We start from the raw sequence: 16858 nt of genomic DNA on the forward strand, positions 1-16858 counted from the left end.
TTCCGCGCAACCGGCGTACGGGCGACGCTGCCCCGGAAGCCGCGAAGGAGGGAACTTCACCTTTAGGAGGCCAGCGTGCCTGAAGCACCGACGATCGACGGCGGCAACACCGTTTGGCTGCTGGTTTCGACCGCTCTCGTGCTGCTCATGACCCCGGGACTGGCGCTGTTCTACGGCGGCCTCAACCGGGCCAAGGGCGTGCTCAACATGATGATGATGAGCTTCTCCGCCATCGGGCTCATCTCTGTTCTGTGGTGGTTCTACGGTTTCAGCATCGCCTTCGGGACCGACGTCAACGGTTTCTGGGGCGACCCCGGTGCGTACCTGGGCACCAAGACCTTCCTCGCCGAGACCGACCTGTGGGGCGCCACGGCGGAGAACCCCAGCGGCATCGGCGTCCCGCTGTACGTGTTCATGGCGTTCCAGATGGTCTTCGCGGTGATCACCGTCGCGCTGATCAGCGGCGCGATCTCCGACCGGGCCAAGTTCGGCGGCTGGCTGCTGTTCGCCTTCGGCTGGGCCACCCTGGTCTACTTCCCGGTGGCCCACTGGGTGTGGGGCGGCGGCATCATCGGTGCCAAGATCCACGCGCTCGACTTCGCCGGTGGTACCGCGGTGCACATCAACGCCGGTGCGGCGGCCCTCGCCGTCGCCCTGGTGCTCGGCAAGCGGCTGGGCTGGCCGCGTGAGGGCATGAAGCCGCACAACATCCCGCTGGTCGCGCTCGGCGCCGGCCTGCTGTGGTTCGGCTGGTTCGGCTTCAACGCCGGGTCGGAGCTGACCGTCGACTCGGTCGCCGGGTTGGCCTTCATCAACACCCAGCTCGCCACCGCCGCGGCGGTGCTCGGCTGGATCGCGGTGGAGTGGATCAAGGACAAGAAGCCGACCATGGTCGGTGCCTCGTCCGGTGCCGTTGCGGGTCTGGTCGCCATCACCCCCGCCTGTGGTTTCATCGCCCCCTGGGCGGCAGTCCTGCTCGGCATCGTCGCCGGTGTGGTCTGCGCGCTGGCCATCAGCCTGAAGTACAAGCTCGGCTACGACGACTCGCTCGACGTGGTCGGCGTGCACTTCGTCGGCGGCTGGATCGGGTCGCTCTGGCTCGGCCTGTTCGCCACCAACTCGGTCAACGCCGCGATCAGCGACGTGGTCGGGGCCTCCGACGGCCTGTTCTACGGCGGCGGCGTCACCCAGTTCGGTCGCCAGGCCCTCGCCGGTCTGATCGTCACCGCCTGGTCGTTCGGGGTCGCCTGGGTGCTCGCGTTCGTCATCGACAAGACCCTCGGCTTCCGGGTCAAGGCCGACGACGAGGTCGAGGGCATCGACATCAGCGAGCACGCGGAGAGCGGCTACGACCTGTCCCCGAGCACCGGCGGCGCCGGTGGTGGGGCGTTCGCGATGGCCGGGATCACCCCGGGCGGCGCGAAGCCGGCCTCCCCGGAGGCCCCCGAGCCGGCCGCCGCGCCGGTGGACGAGAAGGTCGCCGGATAACGTTCGGAGAATGGAGGGCTTGGACATGAAGCTGGTGACCGCGGTCATCAAGCCGTACCAACTGGACGCGGTGAAGGAGGCCCTGCACGCCCTCGGCGTCGCCGGCCTGACCGTCAGCGAGGTCCAGGGGTACGGGCGTCAGAAGGGGCACACCGAGGTCTACCGGGGTGCCGAGTACACGGTCGAGTTCCTGCCCAAGATCCGGGTCGAGGTGCTCACCGACGAGATGGACGTCGACAAGGTGGTCGACGCGATCGTGGCCGCCGCCCGGACCGGCAAGATCGGTGACGGCAAGGTCTGGGTGACCGGCGTGGAAGAGGTCGTCCGGGTCCGTACCGGCGAACGCGGCCTCGACGCCCTGTAGGAGGACCACACCAGATGACCTCGTCGACCAAGAGGAATGCGTCGGGCGACACCGGCGACGGAGACGGAAACCTCTTGGTCGACGGGGTCGTCCGGATTCCCGGCGGGATCGGGGATCCGGCCCGGGTGCGACGGGCCGGGGCCTTCGACACGTGGCTGCGTGGGTTGCTGCCGGAGCGGGAGGGCATCGCCCTGGTCGCCGTCGGTGGACTCGGCCGTCGGCAGTGCTCCCCGTGCGGCGACCTCGACCTGGTGCTGCTGCACGCCGGGGTGGCCGGGGTGGACGAGTTGGCCGCTTCGCTGTGGTACCCGATCTGGGACGCCGGGGTCCGGCTCGACCACTCCGTGCGTACCCTCGCCGAGGCGCTGTCGGTGGCCCAGGACGACGTCAAGGTCGCCCTCGCCCTGCTCGACGCCCGCTTCGTCGCCGGTGACCGGGCGCTCGCCGACACCCTCACCCGCACCGCCACCGACCACTGGCGGCGGACCGCCGTCCGCCAGCTACCCGCCCTGCGGGAGATCACCGAGGTGCGCTGGCGCACCCACGGCGAGCTGGCCTTCCTGCTCGAAGGCGACCTCAAGGAGGCCGCCGGCGGGCTGCGGGACGTGGGCATCCTGCGGGCCATCGCCACCGCCGGGATCACCGACGCGCTGCGCCCCGCCGTCCGCGCCGCCCACCTGCGGCTGCTAGACACCCGCGACGCCCTGCACCAGCAGGTGGGCCGCCGGGTCGACCGGCTGGTCGCCCAGGAACGCGCCGGAGTGGCCGCGCTGCTCGGCCTGCGCCCGTCGGTGGCCGAGGCCACCGAGACCGGGGCGCGGGCGGAGGCCGGCGACGGTGACGCCCTGCTGCGCCGGGTGGCCGGCGACGCGCGCACCGTCAGCCACGCCCTCGACGACGCCTGGCGGGCCGCCGACCGGCTCCGCTCCGGCCGCCGCCGGGGCGCCGACGGTCGGCCGCTGCGCCGCCCGGTGGCCCGGGACGTGGTCGAGCACGACGGGGAGCTGGTGCTCGCCCGGACCGCCATCGGGGCCCGCCCCGACCCGAGCCTGTCGCTGCGGATCGCCGCCGCGGCGGCCATCACCCGGCTGCCGATCGCCCGCGCCACCTGCGAGTGGCTGGCCGCGTACTGCCCGCCGCTGCCCGCGCCCTGGCCGCCGGCCGCCCGGAGCGCGTTCGTCACCCTGCTGGGTGCCGGCCCCGGGCTGGTGCCGGCCTGGGAGACCTGCGACCGGTACGGCCTGGTCGACGGCTGGCTGCCCGAGTGGACCCGGCTGCGCAGCCTGCCCCAGCACAACCCGGTGCACCGGTTCACCCTCGACCGCCACCTCGTGCAGGCCGCGTACGAGGCGAGCCGGCACACCCGCGACGTCGAACGCCCGGACCTGCTACTGATCGGCGCGTTCCTGCACGACATCGGCAAGGGGCTGGACGGCGACCACTCGACCGTCGGCGCGCCACTGGCCGAGGCGGTGGCCACCCGGATCGGCCTGCCCGTCGAGGAGGCGGCGCTGATCGGCACGCTGGTCCGGCTGCACCTGCTCCTGCCCGACGTGGCCACCCGCCGTGACCTGTCCGACCCGAAGACGATCGCCGGGGTGGCCGAGCGGGTCGGCGACACCACCACCCTGGAGCTGCTGCACGCCCTGGTGCTGGCCGACGCCGCCGCCACCGGCCCGGCCGCCTGGTCCGGCTGGAAGGGTCGGCTGATCGCCGAGCTGGTCGCCCGGGTGCGGACCACCCTGGACACCGGCGTGGTACCCGCCCCACCGGACCCCGACCCGGCACTGGTCGCCGGGCCGCTGCCGGTGGTCCACCTGACCGACGACCGGGTGTCGGTGGCCGCGGCCGACCGGCGGGGACTGCTCGCCACGGTGGCCGGCTGCCTGGCCCTGCACCGGTTGGACGTGATCTCGGCGGACGCCGCCACTGTCGACGACCGGGCACTGGTCGAGTGCCGGGTGCAGCCGCGCTACGGGCTGGCCCCGGACCCGATCGCGCTCAGCGCCGACCTGCGTCGCGCGGTCACCGGCGACGTCTCGGTCACCCAGCGGCTGCGCGGCCGGGCGCTCGCCGCGCGCAGCCAGGGTGCCGCGCCGAGGGTGGTCTGGCACCGGGAGGCGGCCACCGACGCGGTCCTGCTGGAGCTGCGCGCCGCCGACGCGGCGGGTCTGCTCTACCGGGTCACCTGCGCGTTGGACGAGGCCGGGGCGCAGGTGCGCGCTGCCCGCATCTCCACCCTCGGCGGTGACGTGGTGGACGCGTTCTACCTGGTCGGTGGCTGGCCGTCGGACGAGCAGCGGGCCCACATCGAGGCGGCCGTCCTCGCCGCCGTGTAGGACCGCGCCGCCCGCGCTCCAGCCGCGCCGACACGTCCCGGGCGGCCTCCGGGTCGCGGGCGACGCCCGTCGACGTACGCCGGGTCATCCGCCGCCGGGCCGAGATTCACCGCATCCCCCCGGTGATCAAGAGGTTTGCGTCAGCTTTGCGCCGGTTGGTCGCCTGAACCTCTTGATCACCGGTGGGGCGAGGTGGTGTGTCGGACGCTGGTGATCAAGAGGTTTGCGTCGGCTTCGCGCCGGTTGGTGACCTGAACCTCTTGATCACCGGCCCCCGGCTCACTGAGTGGGGTGGGGTGTGAGGCTGGTTGGGTCGGCGGTTGGCCCGGGTGGTGCCGGCCGGGTGACCGACGTGCGTCCGTCGTCTTCGGCGCGGCGCGGGACGGGGCGAGTGGGGCCGGAGCGGGAGCACGGCCGGCGGGCTACCCTAACGGTGGCTGGACTCCTGCCCGGCCGCGTTGTGCCCGCCGGAAAACGACAAACGGGATGTTCGCGTGTTTGACACCTTGAGTGACCGCCTGTCCGGAATTTTCACCAAGCTCCGCGGCAAGGGTCGGCTCACCGACGCCGACATCGACGCCACCGCGCGCGAGATCCGTCTGGCGCTGCTGGAGGCGGACGTCGCGCTGCCGGTGGTCAAGGGCTTCATCGCCAACGTCAAGGAGCGGGCCCGCGGCGCGGAGGTCTCCCAGGCGCTCAACCCGGCCCAGCAGATCGTCAAGATCGTCAACGAAGAGCTGGTCAACGTGCTCGGCGGCGAGGGGCGACGGCTCCAGTTCGCCAAGCAGCCACCCACGGTGATCATGCTGGCCGGTCTCCAGGGCTCCGGCAAGACCACCCTCGCCGGCAAGCTGGCCCGCTGGCTCAAGGCCCAGGGGCACCAGCCGCTGCTGGTCGCCGCCGACCTCCAGCGTCCCAACGCCGTCGGGCAGCTCCAGGTGCTCGGTGGCCGCGCCGGCGTCGAGGTGTACGCCCCGGAGCCCGGCAACGGCACCGGCGACCCGGTGCAGGTCGCCCGCGCCTCGATCGAGCACGCGAAGCGGGCCGCCCGGGACATCGTCATCGTCGACACCGCCGGCCGGCTCGGCATCGACGCCGACATGATGCGGCAGGCCGCCGACATCCGTGACGCGGTCGACCCGGACGAGGTCATCTTCGTCATCGACGCGATGGTGGGCCAGGACGCGGTCCGCACCGCCGAGGCGTTCCGCGACGGCGTCGGCATCACCGGCGTGGTGCTGTCCAAGCTGGACGGCGACGCCCGGGGTGGTGCCGCGCTGTCGGTGCGGCAGGTCACCGGCCAGCCGATCCTGTTCGCCTCGACCGGCGAGAAGCTGGAGGACTTCGACGTCTTCCACCCCGACCGGATGGCCAGCCGGATCCTCGGCATGGGCGACGTCCTCACTCTGATCGAGCAGGCCGAGCAGGCCTTCGACACCGATCAGAAGGAGAAGATGACCGCCAAGCTGATGGGCGGTGAGCAGTTCACCCTGGAGGACTTCCTCGACCAGCTCATCGCGGTGCGGCGGATGGGTCCGATCGCCAACGTGCTGGCCATGATGCCCGGCATGGGGCAGATGAAGGACCAGCTCGCCGAGCTGGACGACAAGCACTTCGACCGGGTCACCGCGATCATCCGGTCGATGACCCCGGCCGAGCGGACCAACCCGAAGATCATCAACGGCTCCCGGCGGGCCCGCATCGCCGGTGGCTCCGGGGTCACCGTGATGGACGTCAACCAGCTGCTCAACCGCTTCGCCGACGCGCAGAAGATGATGAAGCAGATGGGCGGCATGATGGGCCTGCCCGGCGGTGGGCGGCGCAAGGCCACCAAGTCGCCGAAGAACAAGCGCAAGGGCACCAAGGGTGGCAACCGGCCGCGTAGCGGTGCCGGGCTGCCGGGCGGCTTCCCGGGCGGCATGCCGCAGCTCCCGCCGGGGATGGACCCGGGCGACCTGGCCGGTGGTCAGGGCCTGCCGCCGGGCTTCAAGCTGCCGAAGATCGACTTCAACAAGCTCGGCAAGGGCGACAACCGCCCCCGTTGACGCGTGTGGGTTACGGTGGGCGACGAGGTGGGCGCCTAGGGTGGTTCCGCCCCCTGGAAGGAGATGTCATGACCGCGGCCCCGATCCTGCCCGAACGGCACGAGTGGACGGTCGACGACCTCGGCGAGCTGCCGAAGGACCTTCCGTACGAACTGATCAACGGAAGGTTGATCGTGCCGTCGCCCACTGCCCTGCATCAGGACCTGTGCGTCCGTCTGTTGCTCGCCCTCGAAGTCAACTGCCCGTCGGATCACCTGGTGAGCTTCGACCTGTCGATGCGGGTCGACCGCCGCAACGAGCCACGGCCCGACGTGGTGGCGATCCACCGCCGGCACGCCGGTCGGTCGCCCGTCCCCGTCGAGGACGCCCTGCTCGCCGTGGAGGTGGTGTCACCGACCTCCACCTTCCGCGACATGTACGACAAGGCGAAGGTCTACGCGCACGCCGGGGTCCACTCGTACTGGGTGGTCGACCCGCTCCAGGAGCGGATCACGCTGACCGAGTACGCGCTCGGCCCCGGTGGCCGCGACTACGAGCAGATCACCCACACCGAGGACCTGTTCGTCACCGAGTCGCCGTGGAAGGTCTCGGTCGACCTGCCGGCACTGACCGCCCGGAGGAACGACCTGGTCGCCCCCGACGGGCAGTGATCGGGTAGGACTGTGCACATGGCTCTGCATGTGCGCGGTGTACTCCTGCCCGACGACGAGGTACGGGATCTCTGGCTCGACGGCGACCGGGTCACCTTCGACCCGGTGCCCGGTGCCCAGACCGTCGCCGACGGGGGATTCGTGCTGCCCGGCCTGGTCGACGCCCACTGTCACCTCGGCATCGCCCGGGGCGGTACGCCGGTCACCTCCCTCGACCAGGCCCGCGCGCTGGCCCGTACCGACCGGGACGCCGGGGTGCTCGCGCTGCGCGACGCCGGCTCGCCGTTCCCGTACCCCGAACTCGACGACGAGCCGGAGCTGCCGCGGCTGGCCCGCGCGGGCCGGCACGTCGCCCCGCCGAAGCGCTACCTGCGCGACATCGGCCTGGAGGTCGACGCGGCCGGGGTGACCGCGGCCGTGGCGGCGCAGGCCGCCGCCGGCAACGGCTGGGTCAAGCTGGTCGGCGACTGGATCGACCGGGGGATCGGCGACCTCGCGCCGGCCTGGGACGCCGACACGATGACCGCCGCGGTGGCCGCCGCGCACGCCGGCGGGGTCCGCGCCGCGGTGCACACCTTCAGCGAGTCGGCCGTGGAGATCATGGTGCGGGCCGGGGTGGACTCGGTGGAGCACGGCACCGGACTGAGCCTCGACCTGATCGACCTGATGGCCCGGCAGGGCACCGCGCTGGTCCCCACGATGATCAACATTCGGACCTTCGGCGGCATCGCCGACGCGGCCCGGGCCAAGTTCCCCGGGTACGCCGATCACATGCTCGCGCTGCGCGACCGGTTCCCCGAGGTGGTGCGCGCGGCGTACGAGGCGGGAGTGCCGATCTACGTGGGCACCGACGCGGGTGGCGGTATCGACCACGGACTGGCCGCCGAGGAGATGCTGCTGCTGCACGAGCAGGCCGGCATGTCGGCGGTGGACGTGCTCGCCGCCGCCTCCTGGCGCTCCCGGGAGTGGCTCGGCTTCCCCGGCCTCGTCGAGGGTGGCCTGGCCGACCTGGTCGTCTACCCCGAGGATCCGCGCCGCGACCTGACCGTGGTACGCACCCCCTCCCGGATCGTCCTGCGCGGCCGGCTGGTCCGCTGACCCCCGCCGGCCCCCGCCTCCCCGTGCCGTCCTTCCCCGTGCCGCCCGCTGGCAAGATCGCGCTCGATCCAGGTTGTAGGGGCCTCACGGTACGGGGATGCCACTACATCCCGGAAGTAGCACGATCTTGGCGTGGGGCGTGGGTTTTTGGTGGGTGGGATCCGGGTGGGGCCGCGCCCGATCGCGCCGGCCCGGAGACGGGCGCATAGGATGTGCGGTCATGGCTCGCGTGCTCACTCCCCGTGCGGAGGATTTTCCCCGCTGGTACCAGGACCTGATCGCCAAGGCGAAGCTGGCCGACAACGGCCCGGTCCGGGGGACCATGGTCATCCGTCCGGCCGGCTACGCCATCTGGGAGCGGATGCAGGCCGAGATGGACGCCCGGATCAAGGCGGCCGGCGCGGAGAACGCGTACTTCCCGCTGTTCATCCCGGAGAGCTACCTCAAGCGCGAGGCCGAGCACGTCGAGGGCTTCTCGCCGGAGCTGGCGGTGGTGACCCACGGCGGCGGCAAGCAGCTCGCCGAGCCGGTGGTGGTGCGCCCCACCAGCGAGACGGTGATCGGCGAGTTCATGGCCAAGTGGATCGACTCCTACCGGGACCTCCCGCTGCTGCTCAACCAGTGGGCGAACGTGGTCCGCTGGGAGCTGCGCCCCCGGGTCTTCCTGCGCACCAGCGAGTTCCTCTGGCAGGAGGGGCACACCGCGCACGCGACGCGGTCCGACGCCCGCGCCTACGCGCGCCGGATCCTGCACGAGGCGTACGAGGACCTGATGGTCAACGTGCTGGGCATCCCGGTGGTGGTCGGGCTGAAGACCGCCCGGGAGCGCTTCGCCGGGGCGACCGCCACCTACACCTGCGAAGGCATGATGGGCGACGGCAAGGCGCTCCAGCTCGGCACCAGTCACGAGCTGGGGCAGAACTTCGCCAAGGCGTTCGACATCAGCTACTCCTCGGCCGAGGGGGGCCGGGAGCACGCCTGGACGACCTCCTGGGGCACCTCGACCCGGATGCTCGGCGGGTTGATCATGGCGCACGGTGACGACAACGGCCTGCGGGTGCCGCCACGGCTGGCTCCGGTGCAGGCGTACGTCATGATCGTCAAGGACGGCGAGGGGGTCGGCGAGGCGGCGGCCAAGCTACGCGACGCGCTGCGCGACGCCGGGGTCCGGGTCGCGCTCGACGACCGCGTCGACACCGCGTTCGGCCGCCGGGCCGTCGACGCCGAGCTGCGGGGCTATCCGGTACGTGTCGAGGTCGGCCCCCGCGACCTGGCCGCCGGTAACGCGGTCGTGGTCCGGCGGACGAACGGCTCGAAGGCGCCCACCCCGGTCGCGGACGTGGTCGGCGCTGTCCTGGCGGCCCTGGAGGCCGACCAGCAGGCGCTGCACGACGAGGCGCTCGCCCACCGGCGGTCCCGCACCGTCGAGGTGTCCACCCTCGCCGAGGCGATCGAGGCGGCGGCCACCGGCTGGGCGATGGTGCCGTGGTCGGCCGTCGGCCTCCCGGGTGAGGCCGAGGCGAACGGCCAGGGCGTCACCGTCCGCTGCCTGCTGCGGGCCGACGGCTCCGTCCCGGACCACGAGGACGAGCCGGACCTCACCGCGATCCTGGCCCGCGCCTACTGAGCCCCGCCCACCCGGGCACCTGCGGCGGACCACGGGGTCGGCTCCGTGGACGCGGCACCGTGGTCCCGCATCCCGCCCGGGATCGCCGCCGTGCGGTGCCGCATCCGCCCGGTGCCGCCGTCGTCCGGGGCTACCGTCGCCCGGTGCCGCATCCGTCCGGTGCCGCCGCCGGGCGGCGGGTGCCAGGGGTGCGGCGCGACCCGGACGCGCCGCCCGGGGCCGGTGCGCCGCCAGCCCGTCTAGACCTGTGGAGGTGTGGTGCGTTTCGCGCCAGGTCAGCTGATCATGCACCGGAACGTACGAAACGGCCGCATCGGTTGGGTCCGGGCGGCCCGGGTGGTTCTCGACGACGACCGGGGGCTGCTGCTCTGGGTGGCCCGGGACACGCCGGTGGCGCACGAGGTCTCCGAGGCGGGCCTGGGCATGCGGGCGATGCCGTTCACCGAGTGGATCGCCTCGTCGTACCGGCTGGCCCGGGGGCGGTGGAACGGCCCGCCGCTGCTGGAGTTCCTGCCCGCCGGGGCGGCCCACTCGGTGTGGTTCTTCCGCGACCAGCAGGACCGCTTCGCCACCTGGTACGTCAACCTGGAGGAGCCCGGAGTCCGGTGGGACGACGGGTCGGTGGCCGGGGTGGACGTGGTCGACCAGGACCTGGACGTGGTGGTCAGCCCCGACCGCAGTTGGCGGTGGAAGGACGAGGACGAGTTCACCGAGCGGCTGGCCTTCCCCGACCACTACTGGGTGGCCGACGAGAAGGCGGTCCGCGCCGAGGGTCAGCGGGTGATCGCCCTCGCCGAGGCGGGGGAGTTCCCGTTCGACGGCACCTGGTGCGACTTCGTCCCGCCGGCCGACTGGACGGCTCCGACGGAGCTGCCGCCCGGCTGGGACCGCCCGCCCGTACGCTGAGTGTGTCGTCGCTCACACGGGCGGACGTCGACCCCTTCGCCGGTCGGGCCGATGTGAGCGTCCGGCGGGCGATCTGGCACAATGGGCCGCTGGTATCCGGCGCGCGTTCGGCGCCCTCTAACCCGGGCGCGTCGCCAGTCCACCGAGCAGCCTCCGGCGCAACCCCACTGCGCCGGTCGACGCTCACCCGTGCACCGCCCGTAGCCGGGCCGGTGAAATCGCAACAGGAGCGAAACAACTGTGGCCGTAAAGATCCGGCTCCTGCGGATGGGCAAGATCCGCAACCCGCAGTACCGCATCGTCGTCGCCGACTCGCGCACCAAGCGTGACGGTCGCGCGATCGAGTTCGTGGGCGTGTACCAGCCGAAGGAAGATCCTTCGATCATCGAGGTCAAGTCGGAGCGGGTCCAGTACTGGCTCTCGGTCGGCGCGCAGCCGAGCGAGGCCGTCCAGCGTCTGCTGGAGCTGACCGGCGACTGGCAGAAGTACAAGGGCCTGCCGGCCCCGCCGCCGCTGAAGGTCGCCGCCGAGCGGGCCGACCGCAAGGCGGCGTACGAGGCCGAGGCGAAGGCCGCTGCCGGCCTGGCCCCGGAGACCCCGGCCAAGCCGGCCCGCAAGGCCGCCAAGGCGGAGGCTCCGGCCGAGACCGGCGCACCGAAGACCGAGGCTCCGGCCGAGGCCCCGGCCGCTGCTGCCGACGCCGGTGAGCAGGCCTGACATGCCGCTGCGTCCCGCCCTGGAGCACCTGGTCAAGGGAATTGTCGACCACCCGGACGACGTGCGCGTCCGGATGGTCGACTCCCGTCGGGGCAAGCGGCTGGAAGTCCGCGTGCACCCGGAGGATCTCGGCACGGTGATCGGACGGTCCGGCCGGACCGCGAAGGCACTGCGTCAGGTGATCGGCTCCATCGGTGGACGCGGGGTACGCGTCGACATCGTCGACTCGTACTGATGCTGCTCATCGTCGGCAGGATCGGCAAGCCGCACGGGATCCGCGGTGAGGTCACCGTGGAGGTGCGGACCGACGAGCCCGAAGCGCGTTTCGCCCCCGGCGCGGTGCTGCGCACCGAGCCGGGGGCGACGCCCCGGGGCGCCGGGGGGCGGGCCGCCGAGCCGGCCCCGACCGGCGGCGAGCCGGGGGTGGTGTACCAGGTCCCCGGTGAACTGACCATCGAGTCGGCCCGGATGCACCAGGGCCGGATGCTGGTGGCCTTCGAGGGGGTCCTCGACCGGGAGACCGCCGAGGCGCTGCGCGGCACCCTGGTCGGGGTGGACAGCTCCACCGTCGCCCCGCCGGAGGACCCGGAGGAGTTCCACGACCACCAGTTGGTCGGTCTGGCCGTGGTGACCCCGGCCGGTGAGCATCTCGGCGAGGTGGCCAAGATCGACCACGCGCCCGCGTCCGACCTGCTCGTCCTGCGCCGCCCGCAGGGGGGCAGTGCGCTGATCCCGTTCGTCAAGGCGATCGTCCCGGAGGTCGATCTCGTCGGCGGACGCGTCGTCGTCGACCCGCCGGCCGGTCTGCTCGACCTCTAGACCGGAAGCCACCCACATGCGCGTCGACATCGTGTCGATCTTCCCGGAGTACTTCGCCCCGCTGGACCTGTCGCTGATCGGGCGGGCCCGGGAGCAGGGCCTGCTCCGGCTGGCCGTACACGACCTGCGGAGCTGGACCCACGACGTGCACCGCACGGTCGACGACACGCCGTACGGCGGCGGTCCGGGCATGGTGATGCGGCCGGAGCCGTGGGGTGCGGCGCTGGACGCGCTGGCCCCCGACGAGCTGGCCCCGGACGGCCTGACCCTGCCCCGGCTGCTGGTCCCCTCCCCGGCCGGGGTGCCGTTCAGTCAGGCGATGGCGCACGAGCTGGCGGCCGAGTCGCACCTGCTCTTCGCCTGCGGCCGGTACGAGGGCATCGACCAGCGGGTGCTCGACCACGCGGCGACCCGGCTGCGGGTCACCGAGGTCTCGCTCGGCGACTACGTGCTCTTCGGGGGCGAGGTCGCGGTGCTGGTGATCCTGGAGGCGGTCACCCGGCTGCTGCCCGGGGTGCTCGGCAACGCCGGTTCGCTGGACGACGAGTCGCACGCCCACGGCCTGCTGGAAGCCCCGATGTACACCAAGCCGGCGAGCTGGCGGGGGCACGAGGTGCCCGAGGTGCTCCGCTCGGGCGACCACGGCCGGATCGCCCGCTGGCGACGGGACGAGGCGCTGACCCGGACGGCCACCCGACGGGCCGACCTGATCGCCGCGCTGCCCCCGGAGAGCCTGGACAAACGGGACGTGGCCACGCTGGAGCGGGGTGGGTTTCCGCTGCCCCCGGGAGATGTGGCAAAGTAGGGGGGTTGCCGCATCCGCCCACGCCCGTGGGCGGCTGCGAGGATCCCCGACCGGCACCGGCGCGTCCGGCCGCCACCCGGGGATCAGAATCACCCATCCGCGCACCGAGTGACGGTGCGCCGTGAGCATCACGAGGACGCAGCGATGAACATCCTGGACGCCCTTGACGCCCAGTCGAAGCGCACCGACCTCCCCGACTTCCGTGCCGGTGACACCGTCAAGGTGCACGCGCGGGTCGTCGAGGGCAACCGGTCCCGGGTCCAGATCTTCCAGGGCGTCGTCATCCGCCGCCAGGGTGACGGTCTGCGCGAGACCTTCTCGGTCCGCAAGGTCAGCTTCGGTGTGGGCGTGGAGCGGACGTACCCGCTCAACGGCCCGGGCATCGACCGGATCGAGGTCGTGACCCGCGGTGACGTCCGCCGGGCCAAGCTCTACTACCTGCGTGAGCTGCGCGGCAAGAAGGCCAAGATCAAGGAGAAGCGGGAGAAGCAGCCCAGCTGACTTCCCTCCGCCACGCCGCCTGACCTGCGCGGATGTCGTATCGAGCAGAGCGCACTACGCTGATCGGTACGGGCGCAGACCGGCAGGTGGCGCCGCGACGCGGGTCGCGGCGCTCCGATCGTCCACTGCCGCCCGTGGGGCCTCGACGAGGCTCCCGGGCGGTAGTGTCGTTTCTGCGGACCGGGGAGTGGCGTGGTGCAGGTGCTTGACTCGAACGACACGGCCGACCCGTGGCGTCGGCGGAGCCGACCCACCCGTCGGCAGATGCCCCTCTGGCAGGAGCTGCCGCTGCTGCTGATCGTGGCCTTCTGTCTCGCGGTGCTGATCCGCACCTTCCTGCTCCAGGCCTTCTTCATCCCCTCCAGCTCGATGGAGGACACCCTCCTCATCGGCGACCGGGTCCTGGTCAACAAGGTCGTCTACGACGTCCGTGACCCGCTGCGCGGCGAGGTGGTGGTCTTCCGGGGCACCGACAAGTGGGTCGCCCTGGAGAGCCCGGTCCCGCCGACCGGGGCCGTCGGCAAGATCGGTCGCACCCTCGGTGACCTGGTCGGGGTGGGCCGTCCCGGCGAGAAGGACTTCATCAAGCGGGTCATCGGGGTGCCCGGTGACCGGGTCAAGTGCTGCGACGACCAGGGTCGGGTGCTGGTCAACGGCATCCCGCTGGACGAGCCGTACGTGGTGCGCGACTCGCCCCTGGACGTACCGCCGAACCCGAAGGAGTGCCGGTCCCGCCGGTTCGACGAGGTGGTCGTACCCCCGGGTCAGATCTTCGTGATGGGCGACCACCGGCTGGTCTCCCAGGACGCCCGCTGCCAGGGTCCGGTGCCGATCGACAACGTGATCGGCCGGGCGTTCATGGTGGTGTGGCCGTCCTCCCGCTGGACGTCGCTGCCGGTCCCGGACACCTTCGCCCGGCTGTCCGACTCCGCCGCCGCGCCCACCGCGCCGTCGCCGGTCCGGCCGACCCCGTCCGGGGACGTGGCCCTGCTCCTCCCGATCACCGCCGTGCTGGCCATGGTCGCCCGGTCCGGACGGTCCGGGCGGGCGGCCCGGTCGGGCGGTGCCGGCGGGCGACCACGGCGGCACCCGGGCCGGCCACGACGTTCCCGGTGGCCGGAACACCTCCGGCGTTCCGGGCGGCCCGTTCGGCTCCGGCGACGTAGGCTCCACCCGTGATTGACGAGCAGACCGAAAAGCCGCGCAGCTCCTTCTGGAAGGAGCTGCCCATCCTCCTGGGCGTCGCGATCCTGGTGGCGGTGCTGGTCCGCGCATTCGTGCTGCAGACCTTCTTCATCCCGTCGCCGTCCATGGAGAACACTCTCAAGATCGACGATCGGGTGCTGGTCAACAAACTGGTCTACGACTTCCGCTCACCGCACCGCGGCGAGGTGGTGGTCTTCAAGGCGCCGACCGAGTGGAGCGGCAACCCCGACGGCGAGGACTTCATCAAGCGGGTGATCGGGGTCGGCGGCGACCACGTGGTCTGCTGCGACGCGCAGGAACGGCTGACGATCAACGGCAAGTCCCTCGACGAGCCGTACATCTACTCCGCCAACGGGCAGCAGGACAAGCCCGCCGACCAGGAGTTCGACATCACCGTCCCGGCGGGGCGGCTCTGGGTGATGGGCGACCACCGGTCGGCCTCCGGCGACTCCCTGGAGCACTGGCAGCAGTCCGGTCGCAACATCGACAGCGCCACCATCCCCGAGGGTGAGGTGGTGGGTCGGGCCTTCACCGTCTTCTGGCCGTTCGACCGGGCCACCTGGCTGACCGTGCCCAAGTCGTTCGACGGCATCCCCAACCCCTGAACCGGTTCTGGCCGCCGGGGCGTGGCCGACCGCCGGCACCGTCTGGCAGGCTGGTACGGTGACCGACTTCCACCCCCGCCGCGCGGCCCGCGTGCTGCTCGTCGACGCGTCCGGTCGGGTGCTCCTCTTCGCGGGCTTCGACCCGGCCCGGCCGGGCCACCGGTACTGGTTCACCCCCGGCGGCGGGCTGGAACCGGGCGGTGAGTCCCCGGCCGCCGGGGCGGCCCGCGAGCTGGCCGAGGAGACCGGCCTGCGACTGACCCCCGCCGAACTGGGCGCGCCGGTGCACTCCGAGACGATCGAGTTCCCCTTCAACGGCGTGTGGTACCGCCAGGAACAGGAGTTCTTCGTGGTCCGGGTGCCCACCTGGCAGGTGGACACGGCCGGGTTCGACGACATCGAACGGGCCAGCGTCACCGGGCACCACTGGTGGTCGGTGGCCGAGCTGGCCGACACCGACGAGCGGTGCTACCCGGTGGACCTGGCGGCCCTGCTCACCCGGGTGCTGGCGACGACCCCCACGTCGGAGGCGTCGTGCTGACCCCGCCGCGCACCGTGGTCCGCCGCGACGGTGGGCTCTACGCGCTGGAGCGGGCCCTGCAACGTCGCGGTTTCCGGCACGTCGCGGGCGCGGACGAGGCCGGCCGGGGAGCCTGTGCCGGCCCGCTGGTGGCCGCCGCCGCGGTGCTCCCCGAGGGACGACGCGGCGAGATCGAGGGACTGGCCGACTCCAAGCTGCTCACCCCGGCCAGCCGGGAGCGGGTGTACGCCGAGGTCGTCGCCCGTGCCCTGGCGTGGGCGGTGGTGGTCATTCCGGCCGAGGAGGTCGACGCCCGGGGGCTGCACGTGTGCAACCTGGCCGCGATGCGCCGCGCCCTGGCCTCGCTGACCACCAGGCCCGAGTACGTGCTCACCGACGGCTTCGGGGTCGACGGGCTGGGCGTGCCGGGGCTGGCGGTCTGGAAGGGTGACCGGGTGGCGGCCTGCGTGGCGGCGGCCAGCGTACTGGCCAAGGTCACCCGGGACCGGATCATGGTGGAGCTGGACGGCCGGCACCCGGGCTACGGCTTCGCCGAGCACAAGGGGTACGTCACCGCCGAGCACACCGAGGCGCTGCGGGACCGTGGCCCCTGCGTGGAGCACCGGTTCTCGTACGTCAATGTGGCTGCCGTATCCGGTCGGGAGGGCGCCCCGCCCCGGGCCCGCCGGCCGCTCGGCACGGCCGCTCCGGAGCCGATGGAGCGCTCAGGCCCGCCAGGGGGTACCGTCGGCGTGGCGTTGGGCGAGCAGCCTCGGCCTCCGGCACCGGTGGGGGAAGATGTGGTCATGGAAGGCGGAGTGCGATGAGCGCGGAAGATCTCGAGAAGTACGAGACCGAGATGGAGCTGCAGCTCTACCGGGAGTACCGCGACATCGTCCGTCAGTTCTCCTACGTGGTGGAGACGGAACGCCGCTTCTACCTGGCCAACCAGGTCGACCTGCACGTGCGCAACTCCGACGGCGAGGTCTACTTCGAGGTCGAGATGCACGACGCCTGGGTCTGGGACATGTACCGTCCGGCGCGCTTCGTCAAGAACGTCCGGGTGATGACGTTCAAGGACGTCAACGTCGAGGAGCTGGAGAAGCCCGACATCTCGCTGCCCGCCGACTCGGGCTTCGGTAGCTGATCCCCGCCCGGCGTCGGCCGC

17 protein-coding genes and 1 pseudogene are annotated in these 16858 nt (G+C 72.3%); all 18 read left to right on the top strand.

Annotated elements, in window-relative coordinates:
* Nucleotides 1-75 precede the first annotated feature (75 nt).
* Complete coding sequence (locus tag O7625_RS14715; protein ID WP_067307307.1) at nt 76-1488, top strand: ammonium transporter; 1413 nt, start codon at nt 76-78, stop codon at nt 1486-1488.
* A gap of 25 nt (nt 1489-1513) precedes the next feature.
* Entirely contained in the window at nt 1514-1852 is a 339-nt protein-coding gene (locus tag O7625_RS14720; protein ID WP_067307311.1) for a P-II family nitrogen regulator, read from the top strand.
* A gap of 14 nt (nt 1853-1866) precedes the next feature.
* Nucleotides 1867-4191 carry a [protein-PII] uridylyltransferase gene (locus O7625_RS14725; RefSeq protein ID WP_282346539.1) on the top strand — a complete coding sequence of 775 codons (2325 nt, stop codon included), beginning with the start codon at nt 1867-1869 and terminating at the stop codon, nt 4189-4191.
* Between the two features lie 494 nt (nt 4192-4685).
* Nucleotides 4686-6236 carry a signal recognition particle protein gene (ffh, locus tag O7625_RS14730; RefSeq protein ID WP_067307317.1) on the top strand — a complete coding sequence of 517 codons (1551 nt, stop codon included), beginning with the start codon at nt 4686-4688 and terminating at the stop codon, nt 6234-6236.
* Nucleotides 6237-6304: 68 nt separating this feature from the next.
* Nucleotides 6305-6886 (top strand): Uma2 family endonuclease, encoded by a 582-nt coding sequence (locus O7625_RS14735; RefSeq protein WP_282346540.1) that lies wholly within the window; start codon nt 6305-6307, stop codon nt 6884-6886.
* A gap of 18 nt (nt 6887-6904) precedes the next feature.
* Entirely contained in the window at nt 6905-7984 is a 1080-nt protein-coding gene (locus tag O7625_RS14740) for an amidohydrolase family protein (RefSeq protein WP_282346541.1), read from the top strand.
* A gap of 220 nt (nt 7985-8204) precedes the next feature.
* Nucleotides 8205-9611 (top strand): proline--tRNA ligase, encoded by a 1407-nt coding sequence (gene proS, locus O7625_RS14745; RefSeq protein ID WP_282346542.1) that lies wholly within the window; start codon nt 8205-8207, stop codon nt 9609-9611.
* A gap of 258 nt (nt 9612-9869) precedes the next feature.
* Entirely contained in the window at nt 9870-10517 is a 648-nt protein-coding gene (locus O7625_RS14750) for a DUF402 domain-containing protein (RefSeq protein WP_067307386.1), read from the top strand.
* Between the two features lie 240 nt (nt 10518-10757).
* The gene (gene rpsP / locus O7625_RS14755; protein WP_282346543.1) at nt 10758-11234 is read left to right on the top strand and encodes a 30S ribosomal protein S16; all 477 of its coding nucleotides are present in this window, start codon (nt 10758-10760) and stop codon (nt 11232-11234) included.
* Nucleotides 11209-11469 (top strand): RNA-binding protein, encoded by a 261-nt coding sequence (locus tag O7625_RS14760; protein WP_172862164.1) that lies wholly within the window; start codon nt 11209-11211, stop codon nt 11467-11469. The genes rpsP and O7625_RS14760 overlap by 26 nt, the downstream gene beginning before the upstream one ends.
* A 2-nt stretch (nt 11470-11471) precedes the next feature.
* Nucleotides 11472-12053: a ribosome maturation factor RimM gene (gene rimM, locus O7625_RS14765; RefSeq protein WP_282346950.1), complete on the top strand. Its 582-nt coding sequence runs from the start codon at nt 11472-11474 to the stop codon at nt 12051-12053.
* A 16-nt stretch (nt 12054-12069) separates the two neighbouring features.
* Complete coding sequence (gene trmD, locus O7625_RS14770; protein WP_282346545.1) at nt 12070-12858, top strand: tRNA (guanosine(37)-N1)-methyltransferase TrmD; 789 nt, start codon at nt 12070-12072, stop codon at nt 12856-12858.
* A 144-nt stretch (nt 12859-13002) separates the two neighbouring features.
* Nucleotides 13003-13359: a 50S ribosomal protein L19 gene (gene rplS / locus O7625_RS14775; protein WP_030335223.1), complete on the top strand. Its 357-nt coding sequence runs from the start codon at nt 13003-13005 to the stop codon at nt 13357-13359.
* Nucleotides 13360-13551: 192 nt separating this feature from the next.
* Nucleotides 13552-14391, top strand: a pseudogene (gene lepB, locus O7625_RS14780) (signal peptidase I); the annotation flags it as partial.
* A 143-nt stretch (nt 14392-14534) separates the two neighbouring features.
* Nucleotides 14535-15170, top strand: coding sequence for a signal peptidase I (gene lepB / locus O7625_RS14785; RefSeq protein ID WP_067307338.1), 636 nt, complete (start codon nt 14535-14537; stop codon nt 15168-15170).
* 58 nt (nt 15171-15228) lie between these two features.
* Nucleotides 15229-15711 carry an NUDIX domain-containing protein gene (locus O7625_RS14790; protein WP_282346546.1) on the top strand — a complete coding sequence of 161 codons (483 nt, stop codon included), beginning with the start codon at nt 15229-15231 and terminating at the stop codon, nt 15709-15711.
* On the top strand, nt 15705-16517 hold the full coding sequence (locus tag O7625_RS14795; protein ID WP_282346547.1) for a ribonuclease HII: 813 nt from the start codon (nt 15705-15707) through the stop codon (nt 16515-16517). Before O7625_RS14790 ends, O7625_RS14795 begins: the two co-directional genes overlap by 7 nt.
* Nucleotides 16514-16837, top strand: coding sequence for a DUF2469 domain-containing protein (locus O7625_RS14800; protein WP_011905215.1), 324 nt, complete (start codon nt 16514-16516; stop codon nt 16835-16837). The genes O7625_RS14795 and O7625_RS14800 overlap by 4 nt, the downstream gene beginning before the upstream one ends.
* The last annotated feature ends 21 nt before the right edge of the window (nt 16838-16858 follow it).

The sequence above is a fragment of the Micromonospora sp. WMMD714 genome, assembly GCF_029581315.1.
GTDB classification, from domain to species: Bacteria; Actinomycetota; Actinomycetes; order Mycobacteriales; family Micromonosporaceae; genus Micromonospora; species Micromonospora rifamycinica.